The sequence below is a fragment of the Mucilaginibacter aquatilis genome, from assembly GCF_009755275.1.
Classification (GTDB): Bacteria; Bacteroidota; Bacteroidia; order Sphingobacteriales; family Sphingobacteriaceae; genus Mucilaginibacter; species Mucilaginibacter aquatilis.
Window position 1 is genome coordinate 90272 of the sequence record NZ_WQLA01000003.1, and the last position, 23381, is coordinate 113652.

Annotated in this window: 18 protein-coding genes; 12 read left to right on the top strand and 6 right to left on the bottom strand. The window is 41.7% G+C overall.

Annotation, left to right across the window (positions count from 1 at the left end; translation table 11 throughout):
• Positions 1-63: 63 nt before the first annotated feature.
• The 4 genes from GO816_RS08150 to GO816_RS08165 all read right to left on the bottom strand — a co-directional run bounded on the left by GO816_RS08150 (position 64) and on the right by GO816_RS08165 (position 6473).
• Positions 64-1125 (bottom strand): glycoside hydrolase family 43 protein, encoded by a 1062-nt coding sequence (locus GO816_RS08150; RefSeq protein WP_317163610.1) that lies wholly within the window; start codon positions 1123-1125, stop codon positions 64-66.
• A gap of 254 nt (positions 1126-1379) precedes the next feature.
• Positions 1380-4415, bottom strand: coding sequence for a GH92 family glycosyl hydrolase (locus tag GO816_RS08155; protein ID WP_198171457.1), 3036 nt, complete (start codon positions 4413-4415; stop codon positions 1380-1382).
• Between the two features lie 84 nt (positions 4416-4499).
• Positions 4500-5276, bottom strand: a complete 777-nt coding sequence (locus GO816_RS08160) for an amidohydrolase (RefSeq protein ID WP_157541035.1) — start codon at positions 5274-5276, stop codon at positions 4500-4502.
• A gap of 54 nt (positions 5277-5330) precedes the next feature.
• A complete protein-coding gene (locus GO816_RS08165; protein WP_157541037.1) occupies positions 5331-6473 on the bottom strand; it encodes a methionine aminotransferase in 1143 nt (380 codons plus the stop codon).
• 91 nt (positions 6474-6564) lie between these two features.
• Here GO816_RS08165 and GO816_RS08170 point away from each other — a divergent pair, with 91 nt between their 5' ends.
• From GO816_RS08170 to GO816_RS08190, 5 genes are all read left to right on the top strand, one after another.
• The gene (locus GO816_RS08170; protein ID WP_232336529.1) at positions 6565-7539 is read left to right on the top strand and encodes an ABC transporter substrate-binding protein; all 975 of its coding nucleotides are present in this window, start codon (positions 6565-6567) and stop codon (positions 7537-7539) included.
• Positions 7539-8411: an ABC transporter permease gene (locus tag GO816_RS08175; RefSeq protein WP_157541040.1), complete on the top strand. Its 873-nt coding sequence runs from the start codon at positions 7539-7541 to the stop codon at positions 8409-8411. Before GO816_RS08170 ends, GO816_RS08175 begins: the two co-directional genes overlap by 1 nt.
• Positions 8404-9153 carry an ABC transporter ATP-binding protein gene (locus GO816_RS08180; RefSeq protein WP_157541042.1) on the top strand — a complete coding sequence of 250 codons (750 nt, stop codon included), beginning with the start codon at positions 8404-8406 and terminating at the stop codon, positions 9151-9153. Before GO816_RS08175 ends, GO816_RS08180 begins: the two co-directional genes overlap by 8 nt.
• Before the next feature lie 46 nt (positions 9154-9199).
• The gene (locus GO816_RS08185; protein WP_157541045.1) at positions 9200-9493 is read left to right on the top strand and encodes a hypothetical protein; all 294 of its coding nucleotides are present in this window, start codon (positions 9200-9202) and stop codon (positions 9491-9493) included.
• Between the two features lie 211 nt (positions 9494-9704).
• A complete protein-coding gene (locus tag GO816_RS08190; protein WP_157541048.1) occupies positions 9705-11228 on the top strand; it encodes a choice-of-anchor I family protein in 1524 nt (507 codons plus the stop codon).
• Between the two features lie 63 nt (positions 11229-11291).
• Here the strand turns inward: GO816_RS08190 and uxuA are convergent, their stop codons facing one another.
• Positions 11292-12479: a mannonate dehydratase gene (uxuA, locus tag GO816_RS08195; RefSeq protein WP_157541050.1), complete on the bottom strand. Its 1188-nt coding sequence runs from the start codon at positions 12477-12479 to the stop codon at positions 11292-11294.
• Between the two features lie 271 nt (positions 12480-12750).
• Between uxuA and eat the strand changes: the two genes are divergently transcribed.
• The 7 genes from eat to GO816_RS08230 all read left to right on the top strand — a co-directional run bounded on the left by eat (position 12751) and on the right by GO816_RS08230 (position 22973).
• Positions 12751-14073 carry an ethanolamine permease gene (gene eat / locus GO816_RS08200; protein ID WP_157541054.1) on the top strand — a complete coding sequence of 441 codons (1323 nt, stop codon included), beginning with the start codon at positions 12751-12753 and terminating at the stop codon, positions 14071-14073.
• An 80-nt stretch (positions 14074-14153) separates the two neighbouring features.
• On the top strand, positions 14154-16793 hold the full coding sequence (alaS, locus tag GO816_RS08205; protein ID WP_157541057.1) for an alanine--tRNA ligase: 2640 nt from the start codon (positions 14154-14156) through the stop codon (positions 16791-16793).
• A 510-nt stretch (positions 16794-17303) separates the two neighbouring features.
• Entirely contained in the window at positions 17304-18497 is a 1194-nt protein-coding gene (gene mqnE / locus GO816_RS08210) for an aminofutalosine synthase MqnE (protein WP_157541060.1), read from the top strand.
• 5 nt (positions 18498-18502) lie between these two features.
• Positions 18503-19123 carry a histidine phosphatase family protein gene (locus tag GO816_RS08215; protein WP_157541064.1) on the top strand — a complete coding sequence of 207 codons (621 nt, stop codon included), beginning with the start codon at positions 18503-18505 and terminating at the stop codon, positions 19121-19123.
• Between the two features lie 8 nt (positions 19124-19131).
• A complete protein-coding gene (locus GO816_RS08220) occupies positions 19132-19875 on the top strand; it encodes a menaquinone biosynthetic enzyme MqnA/MqnD family protein (RefSeq protein WP_157541066.1) in 744 nt (247 codons plus the stop codon).
• Between the two features lie 234 nt (positions 19876-20109).
• The gene (locus tag GO816_RS08225) at positions 20110-20613 is read left to right on the top strand and encodes a hypothetical protein (protein WP_157541069.1); all 504 of its coding nucleotides are present in this window, start codon (positions 20110-20112) and stop codon (positions 20611-20613) included.
• Positions 20614-20783: 170 nt separating this feature from the next.
• Positions 20784-22973, top strand: a complete 2190-nt coding sequence (locus GO816_RS08230; RefSeq protein ID WP_157541071.1) for a bifunctional alpha,alpha-trehalose-phosphate synthase (UDP-forming)/trehalose-phosphatase — start codon at positions 20784-20786, stop codon at positions 22971-22973.
• A 111-nt stretch (positions 22974-23084) separates the two neighbouring features.
• Here the strand turns inward: GO816_RS08230 and GO816_RS08235 are convergent, their stop codons facing one another.
• Complete coding sequence (locus GO816_RS08235; protein WP_157541074.1) at positions 23085-23339, bottom strand: helix-turn-helix domain-containing protein; 255 nt, start codon at positions 23337-23339, stop codon at positions 23085-23087.
• Between the last annotated feature and the right edge of the window lie 42 nt (positions 23340-23381).

Sequence of the window (23381 nt, forward strand, 5' to 3'; positions counted from 1 at the left end):
TCGCACTCCGGGCCCTGCAAACCAAACTGTATGAGGAAGAATTCTTATAAACTTATAAGCAGATTATTCTGATGAAGGAACTGGTAAGGCAACACCTGTACTTACCGGAATACCAAAATCAGGTATGCCATCTTTAGTCCAGGTAAATTGCTGCATTCGCGGAGAACGCTGTCCGCCGCATCCACAACCGGGTAAAGGATTTGCGTGGTAAAGAATCCAGTCTTGCTTACCATCAGGTGATTTAAAGAATGAATTATGCCCGGGAGCGTAAACACTATTTTGCTTGCTGCCTTCAAACACGGGTTTCGGTGATTTTTTCCAGGATGCCGGATCCATTACATTGGCCGATGCCGATGCGGTAAGCATTCCAAGTGCGTAGTGATCTGTCCAGCAGCCGCTGGCAGAATAAATCAAAAACAGCTTGTTATTGTGAACAAGCACTTCTGGTCCCTCGTTTACATTTACATGAGGAGGGTTGCTTGGGTCATTTAGGTCGCCATGCTTTTCCCAGTCATAGTCTGATGATGATAGCTTTACCCTTTTTCCTTCAAGTGTATAAGGGTTCTGCATTTTACAGATATAGATGTTTTGTTGCACATTAACATCGCCTTCCCAGCCAGACCAAATTAAATATAATCGACCTTTGAAGTTAAATACAGATCCATCAATAGCCCATTTATCGTTACCCTCAACAGCCAGTTTTCCTTTAAAGGCCCATTCACCTTTTAACGGATCGGAGTTAGCATTTTCAAGCACATATAAGCGGTGGTTTTCGTTCTTGCCATCATCTGCGGCAAAATACATGTACCACTTATTTTGTAAAAAGTGTAATTCAGGTGCCCATATGTTCTTTGAATACAACGTACCTGCAGGAGGTGTCCAAACCGTTTTTTTTTCGGCGCTAGCTAAATCGGCAATGTTTTTAGTCTTCCAAATGCTTAACCTGTTGCCTTGGGTATTAGTATAGTAATAATAGCCATCTTTGTGAATTATCCAAGGATCAGCGCCACCCGGTAAAATGGGATTTGTAAACGTTTTTTGAGGAACGCTTTGAGCGTGAAGGACTGTCGTTGCATTTAGCAACAACACGGTAAAAACGGCAAGTGGCTTAAAAAATTTAAACACGGTTCTGATATTAATTTGATATGCGTATTAACCCTTGTTGCCTATTTTGATGGCTCGGTTAAGCAAGTACAATTGGTTGTTTGTAAAACAAAGCAAGAGTAGTAATTAATATCAAGGCATTTGTATCAACCTTTATTCAATCCGTCTCAATTTATCAAATCAAATTGTGGTATGTACAATGTAGCAGGAACAGCATTTAGTATGCTAATTTAAAATAACAAATTATGCAGCATGTAAGTAATTTACAGTTACTATTATCGGATGGTTATTTCATCAGTAAAAATGTACGACGGACTTCCTTTGCTTTCGTGCCACTCGGGCAAGGGGCCATATTGTTTGGCTAATACTTTAATATAGCGCGTTTTGCGGTTAATGTTTGCCGTAAATGCCTGCGTTTTAGTAGCTGTATTATCAACAGGTATTTTGCTTTTTACGGTTACAGGTGGTCCAAATTTTTTACCATCATCAGATAGTGAATATTGCACCCATTGCGGGAATACAATCCACGACTGCGTGTCTTGCAGGGTATTCAAGCTAATTTCAGTTATCGGTTTCAAAGATCCTAAATCAATTATGGCTTCAAAATCCGCCTTTTGAAAACCCTGCCAGGCGTTTCCGGTGCGCCAGTTATCAATACCTATTATTCCATCAATAAGTGCTTCATCGCCGGTAGAGGCGTAGTTTGGCTCATATTTATTAATGAGCTTAATTTTGGTGTTGCTTGTAATTTGGCTAAACGTACCGGTATTTACTATGCTCCACTTGCCGTTTTTAAAGGCTATTGCTTTTATAGTAGTGGTAGCGCTAATGGTTAATGGTTTAATATACGTGTTTGACGAAGCGTTTGGTGTGCTGCCATCAAGCGTGTAATAAATTTTTGCATTGATGTCGGCGCAGTTTATGGCAACTGTTATAGGCGTTTTAAAAGTTCGCATGGTACTTATAAAACCCGGTACTGGCACAATTACAGAGTCAGTAATGCGCGATGTTGGCCTCTCTAATTCCTGAACAAATATTTGGTTAGGCAGCTTACCGGTAAAAATTTCAAACTCACCGCCTTTGCTTATATCATCATAGTCGATATAAAGTTTGCTGTATGGCTTCTTATTAAAGTTCATACCCTGCAGGTAAGTGTTGTTAAGGCTTACTGATGTTCCGGAGTTCAATACAGTGAACTTCTTGCCATTCTCGAGGTTCACAACTGCTTTTTCAAACTGCGGTAAACCAATTAAAAACTGTTGCTGCCCGGGAGCTATATTATATATTCCCAGCGCGCTCATTACATACCATGCCGACATCTGTCCGCAGTCTTCATTACCTGCAAGGCCGTCAGGCTGGGCGGTGTATTGAGTTCTAAATATATCTTTCAAACGCATTTGCGTTTTCTCGGGCTTAGCGGTAAAGTTATACAGGTAAGCCATATGATGACTTGGCTCATTACCATGTGCATACTGACCAATAAGGCCGGTAACATCAGACTGTTCGCGCCCGCTTAGCTTTGCGGTTGTGGTAAATAACTCATCAAGCTTGGCTTCAAGTTTTTCTTTTCCACCCATGGCAGTAGCCAACCCATCAACATCCTGTGGAGCAAAAAAACTATAATGCCAGGCATTGCCTTCTGTATAATTGTTATTGATGTCTGTTGGATTGAAAGGCGTAAACCAGGTGCCGTTTACACGCGCCTGCATAAAGCCTGTTTGATTATTATAAACGTTTTTCCAGTATTGTGCACGTTTTATATAGGTGTTGTAATCCTCAGGCTTGTTCATCATTTTAGCCATCTGAGCTATACACCAGTCATCGTAAGCGTACTCTAAAGTTTTTGATACCGATTCATTTTCTTTATCGCCCAATACGTAGCCATACTGTGCATACAAATTGAGGCCAACACGGTTAGCGTTTGTAGATGCTTTCATGGCTTCTAATGCTTTGCCGGCATCAAAGTCGCGTATGCCTTTACTATAGGCATCGGCAATTACCGGTATGGCGTGGTTGCCAATCATGCAAAAGGTTTCGTTTGATGCAAGCGGCCATACGGGCAATAAGCCGCCCTGCTCATACATGGCCAAAAAAGTTTTAATAAAGTCGAGCGTGCGTTTTTTATCAATCAAAGTAAGCAGCGGGTGCTCAGCCCTGAAGGTATCCCATAAAGAAAATACCGTGTAATAATTAAAGCCATCGGCTTTATGCACTTTGCCATCCAAACCGCGGTATTGTCCGTCAACATCGTTATAAATGTTTGGAGCAATCATACAGTGGTACAACGCCGTATAAAATATGGTTTGTTTTATTTTGGAATAATCAGGGAATGACTGTTTTTTTTGTTGTTGCGGAAAGCCCCCATAGCCGTAACCATATGACGATGACATGTTTTGCTGCTGGGGGACAGGCGGGCCACCACCTTCAATTTCAATTTTTGCCAATTCAGTGCTCCATGCAGCGCGGGCCTGCTTAACTGTTTTTTTAAAGTCAAAATCTTTTAGCTCTGCATCAAGGTTCTTAAGGGCACCTTCTGAGCTTACCGGAGAGATGCCAACTTTTACCAATACATCCTTTGGGTCATCAAACTGCACGTACATTTTGATGTTGTTCCCTTCCAGCTTTTGCTTGCCTTGCTGCAATATATCATTTTGTGATATGCCATAGGTTTTGAATGGTTTAGAAAACTTAGCATGAAAATACACATTCTGATCATTTGCCCACGATTTAGACTGCCTGAAACCCCTTATTTCATGATCATTTACAACCTCAATCCAGGAGTTTAAAACCTTATCGCGGTGGCTTAAATCAATGATGATATTTGCCTGGTTGGTTGAGGGATATTCGTAGTGGTGCAAGCCAACACGCTGCGTTGCTGTAAGCTCAACTTCAACGTTATATTTATCTAATAGTGTTTTGTAGTAACCCGGCGATGCCTGCTCATTTGCTTTCTTAAATCCCGAGCGGTACTCGGTATTTTTAAATTTAGGCAAACCCGTAGTAGGCATAAAAAGCACATCGCAATAATCGGGAATGCCGGTGCCGCTAAGGTGAGTGTGTGAAAAACCGTAGACAGTAGTATCAGTATAATGATAGCCCGAGCAGCCATCCCAACCCTCAAGCCGGGTATCTGGACTTAGTTGAACCATGCCAAACGGAACAGTAGCTCCCGGAAAAGTATGTCCGTGTCCACCCGTGCCGATAAACGGGTTTACCAGCGGTGTATAATCTTTCTTTTTTTGTGCCGATGCAGTGAAAAAAAATAACAGGCAGCAAGAAAGTACAGGGAGTACTTGTTTTACCATTCTCATCAAAATGCGTTTATAATGTACTTGATTTAACGCAAAATAGGGAGATTAGTGTTAACGCGCAAAAATACTTTGGCTGGCTAAAGCCTACTCAATGTTGAAACTATCGGCATCCTTTAAAAATGGAAGGGCCCTGCGGGTTTTTAAAAGCTCTTCGGCGTTGATGCTGAAGGTATAAATATCTTCCTCATTAGGCTTATAGTAAATTACCTTGCCGTTGGGGTCAATACACATCGAATCACCTGAGTGGTATACCTCATTGCCATCATACCCAAAACGGTTTACGCCAATAACGTAAGCCTGGTTTTCAACTGCGCGTGCAGGTATAAGAGTACGCCAGTGCAGTGAGCGGCGCTCTGGCCAGTTGGCAACAATAATCATTAGGTCGTATTCGGCATTTACATTACGCAGCCAAACCGGAAAGCGCAAATCGTAGCAGATAACCGGGCAAATTTTCCAACCTAATAACTCAACAATAAGCTTTTTATCGCCGGCGGTGTATTTTTCATCTTCCTTGCCAAGTGCAAATAAATGGCGTTTGTCGTAATGCTCGTAAGTGCCATCAGGCCTCATCCAAATAAGCCGGTTGTAATATTTTTCACCCTCGCTTATAATTAGACTGCCCGTTACAACACAATTCATTTTTTGAGCAGTGTCTTTCATCCATTGCATGGATTTACCATCCATAGGTTCGGCAAGCTTTTCGGCATTCATGGTGAAGCCGGTATTGAACATCTCGGGCAAAATTACCAAATCAGTTGAAGTGCGTACGCCAGACAATCGCAATGATATGTTTTGCAGGTTCTTATCAATGTTTTCCCAGAAAAGATAACCTTGATAGGTGGTGATTTTTAAGTTATTCATTGGCAACGGCAAAATAACTGGTGAATAATTGGATTAATGCAAGTAACAAAAAATCTACAGCTTTATTAAACGCTCAATAGCGCGCTCAAGTGTCTCCTGCTTTTTGGCAAAACAAAAGCGAAGCACCTTGTGGTCGGTACCTTTACTATAAAAGGCCGAAACTGGTATTGAAGCTACGCCATACTCATGTGTAATTTGTATAGCATAATCGGTATCTTTTACATCACTAATATGCTCATAACTTACCGATTGAAAGTAAGAGCCCGAACAAGGCAGTAACCTGAAGCGGGTTTGTGATAACCCATCTCTAAAATAGTCACGTTTCTGCTGGAAAAAACCGGCCAGTTCATTATAAACATTTTCGTTTTTGAGGTACTCTGCCACCCCAACCTGCATGGGTGTATTCACACTGAATACCGTATATTGATGTAGCTTTCTGAATTCGGCAGTTAAGGCAGCAGGGGCAAGGCAGTAGCCCAACTTCCACCCGGTTGTATGAAACATTTTACCAAACGATCCGACTATAAAGCTACGCTCGCGTAACTCAGGGTATCGTGCCATGCTGTGATGTGTTTGCCCGTCAAACACCAAATGCTCATAAACTTCATCGCTCAAAATCAAGATATCACGATTCTTAACAATGGCAGCTAACTCCTCAATATCACTTTCACTAAGTATGGTTGCAGTAGGGTTATGGGGCGAATTGAGTATGATCATTCGCGTGCGGTTGCTTATTAAGCGTTTCACCATATCCCAGGCAATGCGGTAATCAGGTGGTTCAAGCTCTAACGACTTAACAGTTCCACCCATTAGTTTAATTGCAGGTGCATATGAATCATAAGCCGGTTCAAAAACAATTACCTCATCATTTGGATGTATGGCCGCACAAATTGCAGTAAATATTGCCTGCGTGCCGCCCGATGTGATGGTAATTTCTGTATCAGGGTGGTAAACCGCACCGTATAACTTTTCAGTTTTGCGGGCAATTTCTTCACGTAACGGTAGCCAGCCGGCCATAGGCGCATATTGGTTATAACCGTTTTTCATGGCATCATTCACCAGCGACACAAGTTGCGGGTCACAATCATAATCGGGAAAGCCCTGAGATAAATTGATGGCGCCAAGGTCATTAGCCAACGCCGACATTACGGTAAATATAGTTGTTCCTGTATGCGGAAGTTTTGATCCGGTTATCATTAAGGGCTAAATTAGTTAATTAAGCGTAAAAATTGCCTGCTGTTCATAAAACTTCTGTAGCGGTATACCCGCAAATGTTTACTTTAGTACAATGATGCGCAATCTACACCTGTTGTTATTAATTGGAACGTTTTTTTTGCTCGCTGCTTGTACATCATCTAAAAAAAGTAGTGTACCGGTTGTGGGCTTTGTTGATGCCTTTGAAGATGCTACCATAGCACAGGCTAAAAATGGCTTTACCGATGCCCTAGCTAAAAATGGCTTTAGCGAGGCAAAAGGTACAGTTAAAATCGAGTATCAAAATGCGCAGGGTAGTATTCCAACACTTACTCAAATTGTAAACCAGTTCGTAACCAAACCGGTTGATTTACTAGCTACAAGCACAACGCTTTCATCCGTGACTGCCGCTCAAAAAACCAGCACTATACCCATATTTATGATGGTGTCACCAACGCCTGAGCGCGCTCACCTTACCGATGCGCAGGGCAAAGCACCATCAAATCTTTTTGGTACGGTTGAAGATTTAAATTATATTGATACTTCTTTCAGTATTATTCCGCGTTTATTGAAGCCACGGGGTAATAAGCTTGTTGTTGGGATGATTTATAACCAGTCTGAGCCGCAATCGGCCGATGCTATGCAACGTATAAATGATCTTGCCGGTAAATTAAATATTACGTTGGTAGCGCTTCCGCTAAATTCATCTACTGAGGCACAGCTGGTTACGCAGTCGCTGCTCAACAAAAATATTGATGCCTTCTTTGCTAATCCTGATAACACCGTATTTGCAGCGTTTGAAACCATTCTAAAAAGCTGCAACCAAAAGAAAGTTCCTGTTTTTACCAGTGAAGCGGGTTTAGTACAACGCGGAGCTGTTGCCGCTTTTGGAGCAGATATTTATCAATGGGGATACCAATCAGGCTTGCAAGCGGCGCAGTATTTAAAAACACACGGCACTAAGGGCCTCAAACCCGAAATGGTGAAAGTGAGAAAACGTGTGTACAATGCTGATGCTGCCAAAAAGTATAATATTAGTGTACCTTCAAATTACGAAGCTATAAAGTAATGGAGTTTTACCTAACTGCTTTGTTACAAGGGCTATGTTTTGCCGGTATTGCTGTTGGAATATATATATCTATGAAGATATTCAATATTCCCGACATTACTACTGATGGTAGTTATACCCTTGGCGGTATGCTTACCGGTACTCTCCTTACTCACGCTTTCCCGCTATACATAAGTGCCGCAGCTGCGCTGCTGGCCGGGGCTATTGCGGGCGCTATAACCGGCGTAATACATACTAAGCTTAAAATACATGCCTTGCTTGCAGGTATTTTGGTTTCAACTGCGCTTTACTCAATAAACATCATTGTTGCCGGCCGGTCAAATTTGCCTTTAATAAATCTATCGTCGGTATTCAGCATCATAACATTTACAACTGATTTTAACTTGAATTCGTTATTAATTCTACTACTTGTAGTAGGTGCTGTTGTTGCAATAACCGGCTATTTACTAAAAACCGATTTTGGTATAGCTATGCGAGCCACAGGTAACAGTGAAAGCATGATTAGGGCGCTTGGAGTAAACACCGACCGCATGAAAATTATAGGGTTGGCAATGGCTAACGCCCTTACCGCATTAAGCGGATTTTTAATGACACAGCAGCAAGGCTACGCGGATATAAGCATGGGCATAGGCATTGTAATTATAGGTTTAGGCTCGGTAATAATCGGCGATACGCTCATCAGCCGTTTCAATGTAAAATCGGTATGGAAAATTTTGTTGCTGGTAGTTGCAGGGGCTGTTGTTTTCCAGCTGTTGCTGGCGGTAACTTTATCGTTAGGTGTAAATGCTAACTTACTTAAGTTAGTTACTGCAGTATTAGTATTGCTTTTTGTGAGCTTACCACGTTTAACCTTATCGAGGCAAAATGATTAAGCTGAGTAACATTTCCAAAACATTCAATACTGGTAAGCCCAATGAGGTAAAAGCGGTACAAAACCTTAACCTCGAGATTGCCCCGCAAGATTACGTGGTAATCGTCGGTGCAAACGGATCGGGCAAGAGCACACTTCTTAATCTGATTGCAGGAAGTTTGCTGCCATCAGCCGGAACAATTGAGATAGACGGGCAATTGGTTACGCGCTTGAAAGACTTTGAGCGTAGTAAATGGATTGCGCGTGTTTTTCAAAACCCCTTGAGCGGCACCGCCCCTGATCTTACTATACTTGACAACTTCAGGCTGGCTGCATTACGTACTCAAAGCAAAGACTTACTTATTGGCACAACTGCCCAGTTTAAAGCCGACGTGAAAGATAAAGTGGCGTTGCTGGGTATGGGATTGGAAAACAAGCTCGATCAGGATATGGGTACACTATCCGGTGGGCAGCGCCAGGCTCTCACGCTAATGATGAGTGTTATGGATGAGTGCAAAATTTTGCTTTTAGATGAGCCCACTGCCGCGCTTGATCCGCGTTCGGCCGATTTGGTGATGAAAACTGCCGACAGACTGATTAAAGATTTTAAACTGACCGCTATTTTAATCACTCATAACCTTAAAGATGCCCATTATTATGGAAACAGGCTCATTTTGATGCGAGAAGGGCAAATTTTCAAAGATTATAGTTGTGAAAGTAAATTAAGTCTAACTCAAAATGATTTATTTTCATGGTTTAGTTAATTTAACTGCAAATGCTGGCAAAGTAATTGTATAGGTTCGTGCATCTATGAAAAACACACAATTTGCACCAATTAAAGATGCTTACCAGTTAGTGCAAGGCGCTAAAGTCAAAGGCATAAAATACGAAGAGGTTTTTGAGTTAGGAACTTATGATCCCAACAAAAGAGGTTACACTATCTATCCGTTTGAAGACGGTGTAAAATTCAACGACTTTAGCATAATTGTTAGTGAAAAAGAACTTAAAACACATTACGTTATTGAAGATGTAAACGTAAACATTCCGATTATTGAAAGCGCACGTCAAGCAAATCCTTTGAGTGATCTGGGCATGGCAAGCTAAAAAATAATTAAAATCCAACATATAAAAAGCAGCAGTAATTGAAGGTTGAATTCAACCGGCAGTTGTTGCTGTTTTTGTTTTCAGCATATTTGTCCCATTAGTATTTATAGGTGAGCTGATGGATTTTTAGTTAACAAACACTTAATACAAATGGTAAAGGCGCTTAATAGTACGGTAATAGTTTTGAGGTTTCACAACACTCACACTCAACATGAAAAAACTATTACTAATGTTCTTATTGGCATCAGGCCTTGTAAGTTGTAAAAAGGACAACGAAACCCAAACGCCTGAAGACGAATTTTTTGTAAACGAAGATGCATCGACATTTTCTGAAATTGCATCCTTTAAGGTAGGCGGTGCGGGTGCCGCCGAAATCTCCGCGTTTGATCCATCTACCAACCGGTTGTTTGTAGTGAACAACAATTCAACCGAAAACCGTATAGATGTAATTGATTTTAAAGACCCGGCAAACATGTCGGTTATTAAATCAATACCTATGTTGCCTTATGGTGGTGCGGTTAATAGCTTATCTGTATCAGGCGGAAACGTTGCAGCTGCCATCGAATCAGTTAATAAACAGGCGAATGGTAAGGTTGTGGTATTCAAAACCAGTGATTATACCAAAGTTGCAGAAGCCACGGTAGGCGCACTACCTGATATGGTAACTTATACGCCGGATGGCAAATTCATCCTTACGGCAAATGAAGGAGAGCCCAGTGCCGACTACACTAATGACCCCGAGGGTTCTATATCAATTATTTCGGTAGAGAATAATTACGCTGTAAAAACTATGAACTTTGCTGCGTTTGCCGGTCAAAAAGATGCTCTGGCAGCAAAGGGCTTCCGGGTATTTGGACCGAGTAATGATTTTGTAAAAGATATTGAGCCGGAATATATTACGGTGTCTGAAGATTCAAAAGCGGCCTGGGTAACTTTGCAGGAAAATAATGGCATAGCTAAAGTTGATTTGGCTACGCAAACAATCACTCAAATATTCCCGCTAGGCTTTAAAGATTACAGTGTTGATGGAAACGAAATTGACCCAAGCGACCGTGACAGTAAAGTAGGTGTGCCAGCCAAGTGGCCGGTAAAAGGCATTTATATGCCCGATGCAATAGCGGTATTTACCAATAACAATACGCCTTACCTATTCACTGCTAACGAAGGCGATGCCCGCGAGTACAGCAACGTTTTTGTAGAAGCAAAACGTGTTAAAGATATTGTACTTAACCCGGCTGTATTCCCTAATGCTGCCGATTTAAGGAAAGATGAACAATTAGGACGCCTTAACATTACATCAACTTTAGGTATGAATGCAGAAGGTAAATATGATGCATTGTATTCATTTGGTGCACGATCATTTAGCGTTTGGAACGGTAATACCGGGGCGCAGGTATTTGACAGTAAAAACGAGCTTGATGCAAAAGCAGTTGTGGCCGGTATTTATGATGATAGCCGCAGCGATGACAAATCAATAGAGCCGGAAGGTCTTTCTATTGGTAAAGTTGGCCGTAAAATCGTAGCATTTGTAGGTATGGAACGTATTGATGCGGTTGCCATTTATGATATAACTGACCCTGCAAAGCCAACATTCTTGCAAATGATTAAGTGTGGAGATGCTCCTGAAGGTGTGCTGATTATCCCGGCTTCTAAAAGCCCAACCAAGAAAAGTTTGCTGGTTGTAAGCAGTGAAGATGACGGCATAGTAAAGGTATTTACGCCAAAAACTCTCTAATTCCTGGTTTGTCATATAAACAAAATAGCCGCCCTTATAAAGGGCGGCTATTTTGTTTAAAAGTTATTGCGCTAAAAAGCGTCTGATTCCTAACTCCAGCCCCCTTAGTTCGGCCAGGCCTCTTAATCGGCCTATAGCTGAATAACCAGGGTTTGTTTTTTTATGTAGGTCATCAAGCATTTTATGTCCGTGATCTGGTCTGAAAGGCATACGCAGATGCTTCTCATCGGCTGCTTTTCGTTTTTTCTGCTCCAGTACAAGCGCTTTCATTACGGCAAACATATCTACATCACCATCCAAATGGTCGGCCTCGTAAAAATTGCCGGCTTCATCGCGTTTGGTTGCCCGTAAATGTATAAAGTGAATACGATGGCCAAGGCGCTCTACCATTCCGGCTAAATCATTATCTGCCCTTACACCGAAAGAACCTGTGCAAAAGGTCAAACCATTATGATAGCTGTCCACCGCATCATAAATTTGCTTAATATCAGCTTCGGTACTCACTACACGTGGCAAGCCCAAAATAGGGTAGGGAGGGTCATCAGGATGTATGCACATCAGTACGCCGGCTTGTTCGGCCGCAGGTATAACTTGTTGTAAAAAGTAATATAAGTTTGCTTTAAGGCTTTCATCATCAATATGATTGTATGAAGATAGCACATCTAAAAACTGCTCAACCGTATAGCCTTCTTCCGAGCCGGGCAGGCCGGCAATAATATTTTTTATTAGTAAAGACTTTTCCTCGTCACTTATACTATCCAGGTATTGTTTAGCTTCTTCCTGCTGCTGTTGCGTATAAACTGATTCGGCACCGGGGCGTTTAAGCAGGTAAAGTTCAAAGGCAGCAAAGGCGGTAACATCAAACCTTAAGGCCGTCGATCCGTCGGCTAATTGGTAGTCAAGGTCAGTACGCGTCCAGTCTAAAACCGGCATAAAGTTGTAGCATACAATATCAATTCCGCACCGGCCAAGGTTGAGCAGCGTTTGTTTATAGTTTTCTATATACAACTCAAAACTTCCGGTACGTTTCTTTATATCTTCCTGCACCGGAACACTTTCCACTACCGACCAGGTTAAGCCAGCTGCCTCAATCAAAGCTTTGCGCTGCAATATTTCTTCAACAGGCCAAACCTCTCCATTGGGTATATGATGTAATGCGGAAACTATACCGGTAGCACCTGCTTGCCTTACATCAGCCAGCGAAACCGGATCATGAGGACCATACCAGCGCCATGTTTGTTCTAAACTCATTTTTTTAATAATAAATGGTTATTTGATGCCGCCTAAATTAATAAATGCCGCTGGTAATAGGTTGAGGTTTTAAACTAAAAAAAGCTTCATACTATCAAATTTGATGCAAATCAGATAGCGGCCGTTGTAAGCCTGTATTTGTGTGAGCCGGTACCATTGCCCATTTTGTATATCACAATATTCTAAGCAATCAATTCTAATCATGACAAATGCCTACGAAAAATTGGCGAAAGTTGTATGTTTTGTTATTTTGATAGCTCAATAGCAACATATGGAAAATCACCTGACTTTAAAACGCACGCTTAAACCGGTTCACCTTTGGGCGCTGGGTGTTGGCTTGGTTATATCAGGTGAATACTTTGGTTGGAACTATGGTTGGGGCGTGGCTGGCACTGTTGGCTTTTTAATAGCCACTTTAATAGTTACCTTAATGTTTGTAACCTTCGTATTCAGTTATACGGAGCTTACAACCTCCATACCCAATGCCGGCGGCGCTTTCGCATATGCGCAAAGGGCTTTGGGACCTTACGGTGCAGTGGTTGCCGGGTACGCTACATTAATTGATTTTTTACTTGCCATGCCTGCCATTGCTTTTGCACTTGGCAGCTATCTGCATTTTTTGCATCCCGCCTTGCCGGTTTTGCATTGTGCCATTTTCTTCAATTTAGTGTTTATGTTGATTAACGCTGCTGGTGTAAAAGAGTCGGCTAATTTTTCAATCTTAGTTACGGTGCTTGCCGTTGCCGAATTGCTTTTGTTTATGGGTGTAACTGCACCTCATTTTAAATCCAAAAACTTTTTGACTAACGCCATGCCAGCCGGCTGGAGCGGAGTATTTGCTGCGTTGCCGTATGCTATTTGGTTTTATTTGGCAATTGAGGGCATAACCGCAGTAGCCGAAGAAGTCAAGGAGCCTAGTAAAAACATTCCAAAAGGTTACATGAGTGCATTATTTACCCTAGCTATATTGGCGTTGGGCGTTATGGTGTTAACCGGCGGAATAACCAACTGGCAAAGGCTTGCCAACATTGACTATCCATTGCCCGATGCTATAGCTGTAGTACTGGGTAAGCAGCACAGCTTAACCAAGCTTTTTGCTGGTATTGGGCTTTTTGGTTTAGTAGCATCGTTTCATGGAACTATGCTGGCGTCGTCAAGGCAAATATATGCTTTGGCACGTGCAGGTTATTTGCCAAACGCATTATCAAAGCTCAGTCAACGATTCAGGACGCCGCAACGGTCGGTTGCTGCGGGGGGTGTAATAAGTTTTGCAGCACTTATAACCGGAACCACAAGCCAGGTAATTATTTGCTCGGTACTCGGCGCCGTTGTAATGTACATTATCAGCATGGTCAGCCTGTTTGTTCTGCGAAATAAAGAACCCGGTTTAATGCGTCCATTTAAAGCGCCATTTTATCCCATTTTTCCTTTTGTTGCTTTACTGTTATCGTTGGTATGTCTCGCGGCTATAGTTTGGTATAATGTTTTTATAAGCCTGCTGTTTGCAGCGGGGCTTTTGTTGTGCCTGCTACTATTTTATATTAACCGCAACAATATTCAACTGCGAATTGACGAGACTGATGAATCAAATTAAGATTATAAATGCTCACTGTTAAAACCTTTTGTGCTTATTGGTAATATAATATCTTTGCACACCTATATATAATTGCACTCATGACGGCTCAACAAATACGCCAGGCTTTTCTGGATTTCTTTGCTTCAAAACAACATACCATTGTACCATCGGCACCTATTGTGGTTAAAAACGACCCCACGCTAATGTTTACCAATGCAGGTATGAACCAGTTTAAAGATATTTTTTTGGGTGAAGCCGAGCCAAAAGCGCCGCGTGTTGCCGATACCCAGCGTTGCTTACGCGTATCGGGTAAGCATAACGATTTGGAAGAGGTAGGTGTTGATACTTATCACCATACCATGTTTGAGATGCTGGGCAACTGGAGCTTTGGCGATTACTTTAAGAAAGAAGCCATTGACTGGAGCTGGGAACTGTTGACCAGTGTTTATAAACTGGACAAAGACCGCCTTTACGTTACCTATTTTGAAGGCGACGAAAAAGAAGGCCTGGGCAAAGACCAGGAAGCTTATGACTTCTGGAAGCAATATGTAGCCGAAGATCATATTTTACCAGGCAATAAAAAAGATAACTTTTGGGAGATGGGAGAGACCGGTCCCTGCGGACCGTGTTCTGAAATACATTTTGATGGCCGTACCGATGAAGAGCGTGCTAGAGTTAGCGGTGCCACGCTGGTAAATGCTGACGACCCGAACGTTATTGAAATATGGAATAACGTTTTCATGCAGTTTAACCGCCTTAAAGATGGTTCTTTGCAGCCATTGCCCAATAAACACGTAGATACCGGGATGGGCTATGAGCGTTTGGTGCGTGTGCTGCAAGGTAAAACATCAAATTATGATACTGATGTATTTATGCCACTTATTCAGTTTATAGCTGAAAAAAGTGGTAAAATCTACAAGGCCGAAGCTACGCCCAGGGCAGATGGCTGGAACGAGGCCGTAGCTATGCGCGTAATGGCCGATCATATTCGTGCTATTAGCTTTGCCATTGCTGATGGTCAGCTTCCATCTAACAACAAGGCGGGTTATGTAATCCGTCGTATACTGCGTAGAGCAGTGCGTTACTCTTACCAGTATTTAGGTTTTAAAGAACCGTTTTTGAATCAACTGGTGCCTTTATTAGCCGAGCAGTTTAAGGGGGTGTTTGATGAATTATACAGCCAAAAGGACTTTGTGCAAAAGGTGGTTTTAGAGGAGGAAGTTGCTTTCTTAAGAACCCTACAAAACGGAATCACTCAATTTGAACAAGTTGTTAATGCGGCTAACAATAATGTAATTGCAGGGCAATTTGCATTTGAACTGTCTGACACGTTTGGCTTTCCGTTAGATTTAACCGAGTTGATGGCTCGTGAAAGAGGGTTTACAGTTGATACCGAAGGTTTTAACCAAGCCCTTCAACAACAAAAAAACCGCTCACGCGCGGCTACCGCCATTGATACCGGCGACTGGGTTCTTTTGAAAGACAATGACAGCGTTGAGTTTACCGGGTATGATGAAATTGAAACCATTGCCCATGTAATCAAGTATCGCAAGGTAAAGGCTAAAGGAAAGGAGCAATACCAATTGGTGTTGGACAAAACTCCATTTTATGCCGAAAGCGGCGGCCAGGTAGGCGATACCGGCGACTTGATTTTCCCTGATGGGGAGATTGTAAAAGTAACTGATACTAAAAAAGAAAACGGCCTTATTGTGCATTTTACCGATGTATTGCCACAATCTGTTGACGATGCCTTAACCGCTTATGTAGACCGCGACCGTCGTTTAAATATTGAAAGTAATCACTCAGCTACCCACTTGCTGCATGCAGCCATGAAGCAGGTGTTGGGTACCCACGTAAACCAAAAAGGTTCGTTAGTTAACGCCGATTATCTGCGCTTCGACTTTTCGCACTTCAGCAAGGTAACTGATGATGAAATAGCTCAGATTGAATTAATTGTTAACGAAAAAATACGCGAAAACATCGGCCTTAAAGAGGAGCGTAGCGTAGCTTATGCTGAAGCTATAACAAGTGGTGTAACCGCCCTGTTTGGCGAGAAGTACGGCGAGTATGTGCGCGTAATTACCTTCGATGATGATTTTTCAAAAGAGCTTTGTGGCGGTACCCACGTAAAGGCTACGGGTCAAATTGCTTTCTTTAAAATAACTGCTGAAAGTGCTGTAGCTGCTGGTGTACGCCGTATTGAGGCCATTACCGGTGTAGGCGTAGAAAAATATATCCATGAGCAAACTACACTGGTTCAGCAGTTAAAAGATCTGTTAAAAAACCCGAAAGATATCGCCAAAAGTATTGAAAGCCTACTGGAGGAAAATACCCGCCTGAAAAAGGAAATCGAAAAATCGGTATTGGAAAAAGCATCCGGCCTTAAAACTGAGCTTGCTGCAAAAGCCGAAAGCATAAACGGCATAAACTTCATCGTCCAAAAAGTGGCTCTACCTAATGCCGAAGCCATTAAAGCGCTGGCGTACCAGTTGAAGGATATTGTAGCTGATCTGTATCTTGTACTGGTAGCCGATATTGACGGCAAGCCAAACATTACCGTTATGATTGCCGAAAACCTGGTTAAGGACAAAGGCCTTAACGCCGGTAACATCGTACGCGAACTGGCCAAAGAGGTACAGGGCGGCGGCGGAGGTCAGCCGTTTTTTGCCACCGCGGGTGGTAAGGATGTAAACGGGTTAGACCGCGTGCTGGAAAAGGCGCGTGGATTTATTGGGTAACTGATTCATCAAGATAAACCAATCGTCATGCCGAACTTGTTTCGGCATCTCACAAGCAAAGCCGCGAGCTAAGTAAATGGGATGCTAAAACAAATTCAGCATGACGTTTTTATTTATTTACAGTTGATTACAAACCATAGAAAGAACGCTTGTTTATTTCGAAAAGCTTGTGCGCACTAACAAGATTTTTCCTTACGTCGAAATGACATGGTGGAGATTATAGCAAAAGATAGTCATCTCAATGCATTAGTAGTTTGCGTTAGGGATAGTAGAGGAAAGCCCGTAACGAAGCATAGCGTAGTGAGGGCTTAGAGCGTATAGCCCGGGCCGCATGCAACGCCCAAATTAGTTGGTTATTTAAAGGTTAAAGTAACTGAATTTAATAAAACATGGAATTGCGAATAAAATCAACCAATCAACCAATCAGCCCAACCCCTTAGGCCAATTGTTACAAACAAGTGATACGCCCCAACTGTCAAATTAGTACATTTGCCGGGTAAACTTTTATACATGGATGCTGAACAACAACTAAGGGTGTTACTCAATGATGCCCGTTTAGCTGAAGATCTGAAACATATCGCCCAAAAAGTATTGAACCATGAGCGTGTTACTTTTGACGAGGGCGTTACCTTATATAAAAAAGGCGAACTCAGCTACCTTGGCATATTAGCCAATTACATACGCGAAAAGCGTCACGGTAATAAAACGTATTTTAATCGCAATTTTCATATCGAGCCCACCAACCTTTGTGTGTACGATTGTAAGTTTTGTTCATACTCGCGTTTAATAAAACAACGTGGCGAAGGGTGGGAGTATACGATGGAAGAGATGCTCGATATTGTAAAAAGATATGATAACGAGCCGGTAACCGAAGTGCACATTGTAGGCGGTGTATTACCGCAGTACGACATGGCCTTTTATCAGCAGCTATTTAGCGCTATAAAAGCTCACAGGCCCAATTTGCATGTAAAAGCGTTGACTCCTGTTGAATACCATTATATATTTAAAAAAGCTAAGGTTGACTATGCTACCGGTATGCGCCTGATGAAAGAGTCGGGCTTGGAGTCAATGCCTGGTGGTGGAGCTGAATTGTTTCACCCAGAGGTGCGCGACCAGATAGCTAAAGACAAGTGTACCGGCGAACAGTGGCTCCAAATACACGAGGAGTGGCACAAGCTGGGCATGCGTTCAAATGCTACTATGCTTTACGGCCATATTGAAGAGTACTGGCACCGGGTTGATCATATGGAGCAACTGCGCCATTTGCAGGATCGTACTGGTGGTTTTCAAACATTTATACCCCTTAAATTCCGTAACAAGGACAATCAAATGTCAAACGTTAAGGAATCGTCAGTTGTTGAAGATTTACGTAATTACGCCATTGCCCGTATTTATTTAGATAATTTCGATCACATTAAAGCCTACTGGGCTATGATAAGCCGTACAACGGCGCAGCTATCATTAAGTTTTGGCGTTGATGATATTGACGGCACACTTGATGATACTACCAAAATTTACTCTATGGCCGGTGCCGAAGAACAAAATCCGGGTATGAGTACCAAGCAGTTGGTAGAGTTAATTAAAAACGTAGGCAGGCACCCCATTGAGCGTGATACATTATATAACGTAATTACCGATTACCAGGATTACGAATTTGCCGACGAGCCAAAGCCTCATTTTTACAAGCTGCCGGTTATTAATTAAGCTAAATGACTGAAAAAACATTATACATCGTTCGCCATGGGCAAACTGATTTAAATAAACAAGGCATTGTTCAGGGCCGTGGTATGAATACTGATTTAAACGCCGAAGGCCGCGCACAGGCAAATATGTTTTTTAATGCCTATAAGGATGTGGCCTTTGATAAAATTTACATTTCGGACTTAAAACGTACCCAGCAAAGCATACAGCAGTTTATTGATTTAGGCATACCTTATGAAAAGCTTTCGGGGCTTGATGAGCTGGCCTGGGGTAAACTGGAAGGTGCCCGCAGTACCCCCGAAACCAAAGCTGCATTTTTACAAATGATGCGTGATTGGAAAGCGGGGATGCTTGATGTTAAGTTTGAAGGTGGAGAAAGCCCCAATGAAGTTCAAGCCCGGCAAAAAGAAGCGCTTGCAACTATCATGAGTCATCCTGAAGAAAAAACGGTGCTTGTTTGCATGCACGGCCGCGCCATGCGTTTGCTGCTATGCCTGCTTACCGAAAAGTCGCTTATTCATATGGATGAGTTTCCGCATCAAAACCTGGTATTGTACAAGGTTACTTATGATGGCAGCCGGTTTGAAATTGCCGAGTTTAACAACGCCATCCATTTACAAATTCATTAATTGTTCTTTTGGAAAAAATAAGAATATCGGCCGTTAGTTATACCAACACTAAGCCGTTCCTTTACGGTATTCAGCATACCGACATTATCAATCAAATTGATTTAAGTTTAGATATCCCGGCCGAGTGTGCGCAAAAGCTGATAGACAACAAAGTTGATATCGGCCTTATACCTGTTGCTGCTACCTTAAATTTGCCCGAGTGGCATTTAATATCTGACTACTGCATTGGTGCGGTAGGTGCGGTAAATTCTGTTTTTATTTTTAGTAACTGCCCTATTGAGGAGGTAAAGCTGTTGCAGTTAGATCCGCATTCACGTTCGTCAAACAACCTTGCTAAGGTTCTTTTAAAAAATTACTGGAAGCTGCAGCCGCATATGGTTGAGGGCGCAAGTAATTATGGCGAGTCTGCTGATGCAAATACTGCCTTTGTACAAATTGGCGACCGTACTTTTGGCAAAACCGGCAACTATGCGTACGTATACGATTTGGCCGAAGAATGGAGTAAGTTTACCGGCTTACCATTTACTTTTGCTGCCTGGATTGCTAACAAACCCATACCCGAGAGCTTTATTCAGGAATTTAATAAGGCTTTACAATATGGCCTTGACCACCGCGAGGATCTGTTTAATGAAATGGAGATGCGCAAAGACTTTGATTTGCGCGATTACCTGATGCATAAAATTGATTATCCGCTTACTAGTAAAAAGCGCGAAGCACTACACCTGTTTCTTAAATATATAAAAGAACTTTAATTTAAAATTGGCAACGTATAGGCTTTTTGGTTGACAATTTAATTACAAATCGATTTATAAATTATCAATATTTAAAAATTAAATTAATGTAATCGGTTTAATTTGACAATCGTAAAATAAACCAACGTATTTTATGATTTTTTTATAAAAGTTTCATTTAATCTAATAAAATGATATTTGAGTTGTAAATTTGTTGCGGATTTAAAAATTAAGACAATAAAGATTTACAACATTATGAAAAAATTAACCTTACTGAGCGCATTATTCGCAATTTTAAGTTTAAGCGCTATAGCTGCTGATGGTGGCAAAAAAAATGATGATGTTAATAAAGTATCAAGCTTTGTAATTCGTCAATTTGAATCGGAATTTTACAATGCTAAAGATGTAAGCTGGACTGTATCTGAAGGTTACGAGAAAGCTGAGTTCTTTGTAGATAACGTTAAAATGGCCGCATTTTTTGATACAAACGGTAAATACTTAGGTCATACCGAAGCGGTAACTTACAATGTATTACCATCACACGCAAAAAAACAAATTGCCCGCGAGTATGAAGGTTTCCACGTTAAAGAGCTTATTCGTTTCCAATACGCCGAAACTCCTACATCTGCTTTAACCCGTTTAACTGCTACTAACGTTTTTGATGATGAGGTTTACCTGCTTACTTTATATAAAGCTGATAAACAAGCAACGCTACGTATTACACCATCTGCAGCAGTTGAATTGCTGAGCAAAAACTAAAATATACCTATTACATTTTTAAAAAGCCGTACCTATTTTAGGTGCGGCTTTTTTGCGTTTATTTAACTCTAATGTAGCCTTTTAAACTCTTGGGTAAGAAATGGCACAAACAATAACGCTCATTTCGTTTTAATATTAGTACAAATATTTGTTGAATATAATTTATAATTATGTCTAAAACTATAATTGTTGCTAACCGATTACCTGTGAAAATACAGGAAAACAACAACGAGTTTAACCTTATGCCCAGCGAAGGAGGCTTGGCAACCGGTTTGGGCTCGGTGTATAAAACGGATAACAACATTTGGATAGGATGGCCGGGCCAGGTAATTGCAGAGGAGAAACAACCTGAGGTTACAGAAAACCTTAAAGAGCTAAGTTTAGTACCTGTTTATCTTACACAGGATGAAGTGCTGGAGTTTTACGAAGGATTTTCAAACGACGTGCTTTGGCCGGTTTTTCATTACTATGCGTCAACCTATACTACTTACAAACCATCAAATTGGGATTATTACCAAAGCGTTAATGAAAAATTTGCCCGCGTAATACTACAGCATTGCGATTACGGCGATACCATTTGGATACATGACTATCAATTGTTGTTGCTGCCGACATTAATACGCAAAGAACGTCCCGACCTTTCAATCGGGTTTTTCCTGCATATTCCGTTTCCATCGCATGAAATGTTCAGGCTTATACCTTGGCGTGCCGAATTACTGCGCGGAATGCTTGGTGCCGATCTGATAGGCTTTCACACATTTGATGATGTAAGGCACTTCCTGAGTTCGGTATCTCGTATTTTACCCATGCCGGTTTCTTCCAACGTCATCACTTGTGATGAGCGCTCAGTGGTAGTTGAGTCTTTCCCTATGGGTATTGATGAGCAAAAATATGCTGGGCTAACAAGCATGCCAGAGGTAATAGAACAGGCAAATCAAATCAAAGACATATATAAAAATAACAGGCTCATTTTATCCATTGATCGTCTTGATTACAGCAAAGGCATATTGCAACGCCTGCAAGCTTTGGAGCTGTTATTTGAGGAACATCCCGAATACATAGGTCAAATAACCTTGTACATGGTGGTTGTTCCATCAAGAGATACGGTGCCGCAATACATGCACCTGCACGATCAGATTGACAAAAAGGTTGGCAATATAAATGCCAAATACCGCACCATTGACTGGACACCTGTTAGCTATTACTACCGTTCATTAAGTATTGAAACTTTATCGGCACTGTACAGTACTGCTGATGTTTGTTTGGTAAACCCCATGCGCGATGGTATGAACCTGGTAAGTAAAGAATATGTTGCCAGTCGTACCAATAATGATGGAGTTTTAGTTTTAAGCGAAATGGCCGGCGCATCGCGCGAGTTGATTGATGCTATAATCGTTAATCCAAACAATGTTATACAGGTAAAAGACGCCATAATTGAGGCGCTGAACATGCCGTTAGATGAGCAACGTCGCCGCATGAAGCAAATGCGTTCGCTTGTGGCAAAGTTTAACGTAAATCATTGGGTGCACATATTTATGGAGCGCCTTAATGAGGTGAAACTACTGCAACGATCAATGCAAACGCGGCATGTACAATCGGCAACTGCACAGTCTATCGTAAACCGTTATCATAATACCTCAAAGCGACTGATATTTTTAGACTATGACGGAACGCTGGTTGACTTTAAAACTAACGTAGATCAGGCCAGTCCCGACCGTGATTTATACGCATTGCTTGATCAGCTTGCCGCCGACCCTTTGAACCAGGTGGTTATTATAAGTGGCCGTAAGCACGAAAATCTTGATAACTGGTTTGGCGATCGTAACATTTATCTTGTTGCAGAGCATGGCGCTTGGTTTAAGCAACAAGGTATGGAGTGGCATAAAATCAATGGCCTTTCTACCTCATGGAAAAAGGACATTTGCGATACCCTCGAAAAATATGTCGACCGTACACCTGGGTCATTTATAGAAGAGAAAACTTATTCGTTAGTATGGCATTACCGTAAAGCACAACGTGGTTTGGGCGAACTTCGTGCCAATGAGCTAATGAATACACTTAAGTTTTTGGCTACAGACAAGGGCTTGCAATTGCTGCCCGGAGACAAGGTAGTTGAAGTTAAAAACATGGAAATTAATAAAGGTAAAGCAGCGTTGAGCCTGGTTGACCAGGGTGATTATGACTTTATTCTTGCCTTAGGCGATGATTTTACTGATGAGGATTTATTTCGCGCCTTACCTGAAAGTTCTGTAACAATCAAGGTTGGCTCGGGAGCATCAGTAGCTAAATTTTACGTACGTAACCCTAAAGAGGTGAGAGGTTTGTTACGCTCCTTAACCGTTGCAGAGACGGTACATTAAAACATAATACACATACTGTTAAAAAATCCCTTGTTAAATAAACAAGGGATTTTTTATTTGGGGATGACTGCTTTACTTGATAGCATCAAACCATTGTCAAAGACATCGAGTTTAAACAGCTGCCTTTCTAAGCTGGTTGGTATGATCAATGGTAAGCAATTCGGCAACATCTGCTTCCAGTATATCTGCTATACAAAGTAATCGGTTAAGAGTGATATTGCTGTAGCCCAGTTCAATTTTACTATAGGCGTTTTGAGATATACTGAGTTTTGCAGCCAGGTAATCCTGAGTGTAATTCCTTATCTCCCGTGTTCTTCTAATATTAGCGGCAACCGCTTTGGTTCTTGCATCGCACAAGGCTTTCATAAAAGCTATAAGACTTAAAGTATGTTCAAAAAAAATGAGGCA

Bases quoted from the DNA above. Each gene is read 5' to 3' on its own strand.
- alaS (WP_157541057.1), top strand. From the start codon at position 14,154: ATGACGGCTCAACAAATACGCCAGGCTTTTCTGGATTTCTTTGCTTCA.
- GO816_RS08225 (WP_157541069.1), top strand. From the start codon at position 20,110: ATGAAAAAATTAACCTTACTGAGCGCATTATTCGCAATTTTAAGTTTA.
- GO816_RS08235 (WP_157541074.1), bottom strand. From the start codon at position 23,339: ATGAAAGCCTTGTGCGATGCAAGAACCAAAGCGGTTGCCGCTAATATT.
- GO816_RS08215 (WP_157541064.1), top strand. From the start codon at position 18,503: ATGACTGAAAAAACATTATACATCGTTCGCCATGGGCAAACTGATTTA.
- GO816_RS08170 (WP_232336529.1), top strand. From the start codon at position 6,565: ATGATGCGCAATCTACACCTGTTGTTATTAATTGGAACGTTTTTTTTG.
- mqnE (WP_157541060.1), top strand. From the start codon at position 17,304: ATGGATGCTGAACAACAACTAAGGGTGTTACTCAATGATGCCCGTTTA.
- GO816_RS08190 (WP_157541048.1), top strand. From the start codon at position 9,705: ATGAAAAAACTATTACTAATGTTCTTATTGGCATCAGGCCTTGTAAGT.
- uxuA (WP_157541050.1), bottom strand. From the start codon at position 12,479: ATGAGTTTAGAACAAACATGGCGCTGGTATGGTCCTCATGATCCGGTT.
- GO816_RS08175 (WP_157541040.1), top strand. From the start codon at position 7,539: ATGGAGTTTTACCTAACTGCTTTGTTACAAGGGCTATGTTTTGCCGGT.
- GO816_RS08180 (WP_157541042.1), top strand. From the start codon at position 8,404: ATGATTAAGCTGAGTAACATTTCCAAAACATTCAATACTGGTAAGCCC.
- GO816_RS08165 (WP_157541037.1), bottom strand. From the start codon at position 6,473: ATGATAACCGGATCAAAACTTCCGCATACAGGAACAACTATATTTACC.
- GO816_RS08155 (WP_198171457.1), bottom strand. From the start codon at position 4,415: ATGAGAATGGTAAAACAAGTACTCCCTGTACTTTCTTGCTGCCTGTTA.
- GO816_RS08230 (WP_157541071.1), top strand. From the start codon at position 20,784: ATGTCTAAAACTATAATTGTTGCTAACCGATTACCTGTGAAAATACAG.
- eat (WP_157541054.1), top strand. From the start codon at position 12,751: ATGGAAAATCACCTGACTTTAAAACGCACGCTTAAACCGGTTCACCTT.
- GO816_RS08185 (WP_157541045.1), top strand. From the start codon at position 9,200: ATGAAAAACACACAATTTGCACCAATTAAAGATGCTTACCAGTTAGTG.
- GO816_RS08160 (WP_157541035.1), bottom strand. From the start codon at position 5,276: ATGAATAACTTAAAAATCACCACCTATCAAGGTTATCTTTTCTGGGAA.